The 3,530-nt window shown below is 66.6% G+C and carries 3 protein-coding genes and 2 pseudogenes; 1 reads left to right on the top strand and 4 read right to left on the bottom strand.

From position 1 onward, the window contains the following. Both ACI2LP_RS33980 and ACI2LP_RS33975 read right to left on the bottom strand, forming a co-directional pair. Window positions 1-288: pseudogene (locus ACI2LP_RS33980) on the bottom strand (hypothetical protein); the annotation flags it as partial. A 304-nt stretch (window positions 289-592) separates the two neighbouring features. After that, complete coding sequence (locus tag ACI2LP_RS33975; protein ID WP_404728393.1) at window positions 593-994, bottom strand: hypothetical protein; 402 nt, start codon at window positions 992-994, stop codon at window positions 593-595. Between the two features lie 6 nt (window positions 995-1,000). Between ACI2LP_RS33975 and ACI2LP_RS33970 the strand changes: the two genes are divergently transcribed. After that, a complete protein-coding gene (locus ACI2LP_RS33970) occupies window positions 1,001-1,363 on the top strand; it encodes a hypothetical protein (RefSeq protein ID WP_404728392.1) in 363 nt (120 codons plus the stop codon). Between the two features lie 578 nt (window positions 1,364-1,941). On the opposite strand, the gene ACI2LP_RS33965 is transcribed toward ACI2LP_RS33970, so the two are convergent. Next, on the bottom strand, window positions 1,942-2,838 hold the full coding sequence (locus ACI2LP_RS33965; RefSeq protein ID WP_404728391.1) for an RNA polymerase sigma-70 factor: 897 nt from the start codon (window positions 2,836-2,838) through the stop codon (window positions 1,942-1,944). A 294-nt stretch (window positions 2,839-3,132) separates the two neighbouring features. Next, window positions 3,133-3,530: pseudogene (locus ACI2LP_RS33960) on the bottom strand (FAD-dependent oxidoreductase); the annotation flags it as partial.

The following is a 3,530-nucleotide window of genomic DNA, read 5'->3' as shown; positions in this document are numbered from 1 at the left end:
CTTCACCCCCGCGTGCAGGTACCCGTGCCTCATGTTGTTCGGCACCTTCCACGACCACGTGTAGGTCGAGCTGTTCGTCCACTGCCATGCGAAGTGGTAGTCGAACGACGCCGACGCCTTGACGAAGACCACCTTCGCTTCGCCCGAGATCGCTCCGCCCACGGTGGACGTCGTCGTCTTTCCCTTGTGGAAGGTGATGCTGATTGTCGTACCGCTGTCGCCGCCGGAACGGGGTTCCAGGTCCCGGTAGTAATTGTGACTGCCGGAAAAATCGTAGCCCTTGGTCATCGGGCAACTCATGGGCACAGCGGCGGACGCAGGTGTGGAGCTGATGACGGCCAGTGCCGCTGCGACACAGCCTGCCGACATGATTCGCGAAATTCGGCGCACGCGTTCCCCTCGGTTTTCGTTGGTTGACAACGGCCTCTACAGCCGCCGAGGAGAGACCCTAGCGCCGACTCCCACCTCCGTTCGCACGGTTGAGCGAAACCTGAGGTGCGGCGACAGGCGGGGCCGGGTCGCCCGTTCGGGTGCTGGTGCCCCAGTACTCCAGTTGCACTTGGCGATCTGACGGATCATCTGGGTGAAGGGTTCAGTCGAGGTCGGTGTGACGTCGCTTGCAGTGAGAAGCCGTGGCGGTCACGCTTTTCGGCTCTGGCTCAATTTCTGGATGCTGTTGGTGATCTTCACGCGGTGAGGTGAAGTCTGTCGGCTGTCCGTGAGTCGATGTTCTCGTGGTGATGCACTGGTGCAGGGCTTGATCAAGTTCCGTGGGCGTCCGGATTGTTGGTGATGCCCAGGATGGGAGTGCTCGTTGGGGCTCGTCGCGGATCGCCCGGGTGGTCTTGGCGATGTTGTCGGCTCCGAGGGTTTTCAGCGCGCCGATGGCGAGGTTGCGGAGGGTCGCCATGGCCCGTGGTGCGGTCCCGGCGTGGACGGTGGAGGCGTCCTCGGCGAAGGTGACATCCCTGATGTGGTGCGAGGAGTTCTCCACGCCCCAGTGCCCGCGAATCGCGGCGGCCAGATCGGCGGGACCGGCTTGGTGGGCGTCGAGATTTGTGACGGCGTAGACACTCTCACGGGTCTCACGCCGGCCGGTCTGCTTGCGGCGGCGGTGGATGCGGATGGCCAGGCGGGCTCACCACCAGCCAACGGCGGCTGGGGGGAAACACCACGGCCAGACGCGGAACTCACCACGATGGTGGCACCGGCACTGGCCGCGCGTGGTTTGCCCACCGTTCTGGTGGCCACTGAGTGGCAGGGGGCGGGCGTCTTCTCTCTGATCTCGCCTGGGCAGGGTGGGCTCGACGCCTTGCGGTGGGGCCTGAAGAAGTCAAATACCCCTATTGATCCCGTCAGCTGACGATTACTCACTCCCGGTGGGCGCTTCGGGAATGGCGCATCCGGACCGGTTGGCTCGGGTGCTCCCGTAGTAGTTGTCGCACCGGCGGCGTCGCCCGCGGCAGCATCACGGCCGCCGACAACTCTGGCGCGCACCCGAGGTGCCCCCAGTACACCCCGAACTCACCGAGGCAGACCGGCAGGCACGCGCCGACTACGCCGCGGACAGGGCCCTGTCCGTGGAGGACTACACCGCCACATGCACCTACACACACCGCGGCGAACAAGACTGAGCATCACCGCTCGATCCGGGGACAGCGAGTGGACCATGTCCCTGGGAGTTCCGGTCACGATCGAGAGTGCGGCCTGACAGCAGAATTCGGCCCTTCGATGGGCCAGCGCCCTCTGTTGCGCCGCTTCGTCGTGCAACCGCTCGATCTCGGGGCGCGCAGGCGACGCGAGGGCTCGTCCGGAGCGAGTCGCGTGGATCCGTCGGCAGGAGTGGCCATGTCTGAAATTCCAACACGGTTGAGCCTGGGGGAACTTGGATCGGTAGTGACAGGCTTGCCAGGCGCGAATGGTGGGCTCTCGCCAGAACCTTCATCGCAGGGTGAGCGGGGTCTCGGATTCGACGCGGTTCAGCTTCTCGGGGTTGCGGACGTAGTAGAGGCCGGTGATGCGGGCGTCCTCGACACGGATCGCCATGATGCCGTCGATCTCCCCGTCCAGGTGTACGAGGAGTGCCGGGCTGCCGTTGACCACGGTGGGAGCGACGGTGATCGGGCGGTTGTTCTTGCCGAGACCGCCGATCATGAAGCGGGCCACCTTGTCGGCGCCGCTGATCGGCCGCAGCGCAGCCTGCTTGACGCCGCCGCCGTCGCTCACAAGGACAACCTCCGGGGCGAGAACGTCAAGGAGGCCCTGCAGGTCCCCGGTCTCGAGTACGCGCTGGAACGACTCCAGAGCCGCCCGGGTCTCGCTCGGGGAGACCACCGCGCGAGGGCGGCGGGCATCGACGTGCCGGCGGGCGCGGTGCGCGATCTGGCGGACGGCCGCGGGGCTCTTGCCGACGGCGGCCGCGATCTCGTCGTAGCCGACATCGAAGGCCTCACGCAGCACGAAGACGGCGCGCTCGGTCGGCGACAGCGTCTCGAGGACGAGCATCATCGCCATAGACACACTCTCGGCGAGCTCGACATCCTCGGCCACATCCGGCGCGGTGAGCAGCGGCTCGGGCAGCCACTGGCCGACATACGCCTCCCTGCGGCGCTTCATTGTGCGCAGCCGGTTGAGTGACTGCCGGGTCGTGATCCGGACCAAGTAGGCGCGCTGGTCGCTCACCTGCCCCATGTCGACCTTGACCCATCGCAGCCAGGTCTCCTGGAGGACGTCTTCGGCGTCGGCCGCCGATCCGAGCATCTCGTACGCGACGGTGAAGAGCAGGTTGCGGTGGGCGACGAAAGTCTCGGTCGCCGGGTTGGTGGCGCGGTTGCTCATATCTCGACCCCTCTCCTTCGCGGTCGGCCCTGGTTGCCGACGGCCTTCAAGCGTGCATCCACAGCACGGTCCTTTTCGTTGGTAGCCGTTCGATCTGACCCACCTGTTCGGTGCGGTCGAGAGTGGGACACCACCCGGCGCACGGCTGTGACACGCCAAGTTGACGACGATCCGTTGCTCAACGGGCCCCTGATGAACGCGTGCGTGCAGCGGCGCCCCGCGATAAGTGCGTCGCCGCACGACATGCGCTCCGGATCCGTTGTGGTCAACCCGGAATCGACCACGAGTGCCTGGCTAGGCTGCCGGTTCAGCGGTGGCCGGCGCCCCGCCGCGCTTGGCCTGCAGCAGCTTCTGGCGCCTGGCACCTCCTGAGACGCGGTGCAAGCTGTACGAACCGGGCTTGCATGCCTCGTCGGCCAGATGCTTGACGATGCCCCTGCACACGAACTCCTTGAGCCTCGCGCCAGGGCGACCGTCGATGTGGAACCACAGCGCGACGTCGTACCTGTGGGCGAACTGGAAGATGCCGGCGCGTCGACCCAGGCTGATGCACTGGCCGGCGAACACCTGGTTGAGGGTCGAGGCGTCCTCACCCGCGATCCGGCTGAGCACCGTGTCGGCGGCCCGCGCGCCCAGAGGCATCGCGGCCTGGCAGCTCATCCGCAGCGGCAGGTCCGACGGTGCCGCCGAGT

The sequence above is a fragment of the Streptomyces sp. NPDC019890 genome (assembly GCF_044903445.1).
Classification (GTDB): Bacteria; Actinomycetota; Actinomycetes; order Streptomycetales; family Streptomycetaceae; genus Streptomyces.
The sequence above is the reverse complement of the archived record's forward strand: the minus strand, read 5'-3'. Positions and strand labels throughout refer to the sequence as shown.

Excerpts from the sequence above, each read along its gene's own strand:
- ACI2LP_RS33965 (WP_404728391.1), bottom strand. The coding sequence starts at position 2,838 with ATGAGCAACCGCGCCACCAACCCGGCGACCGAGACTTTCGTCGCCCAC.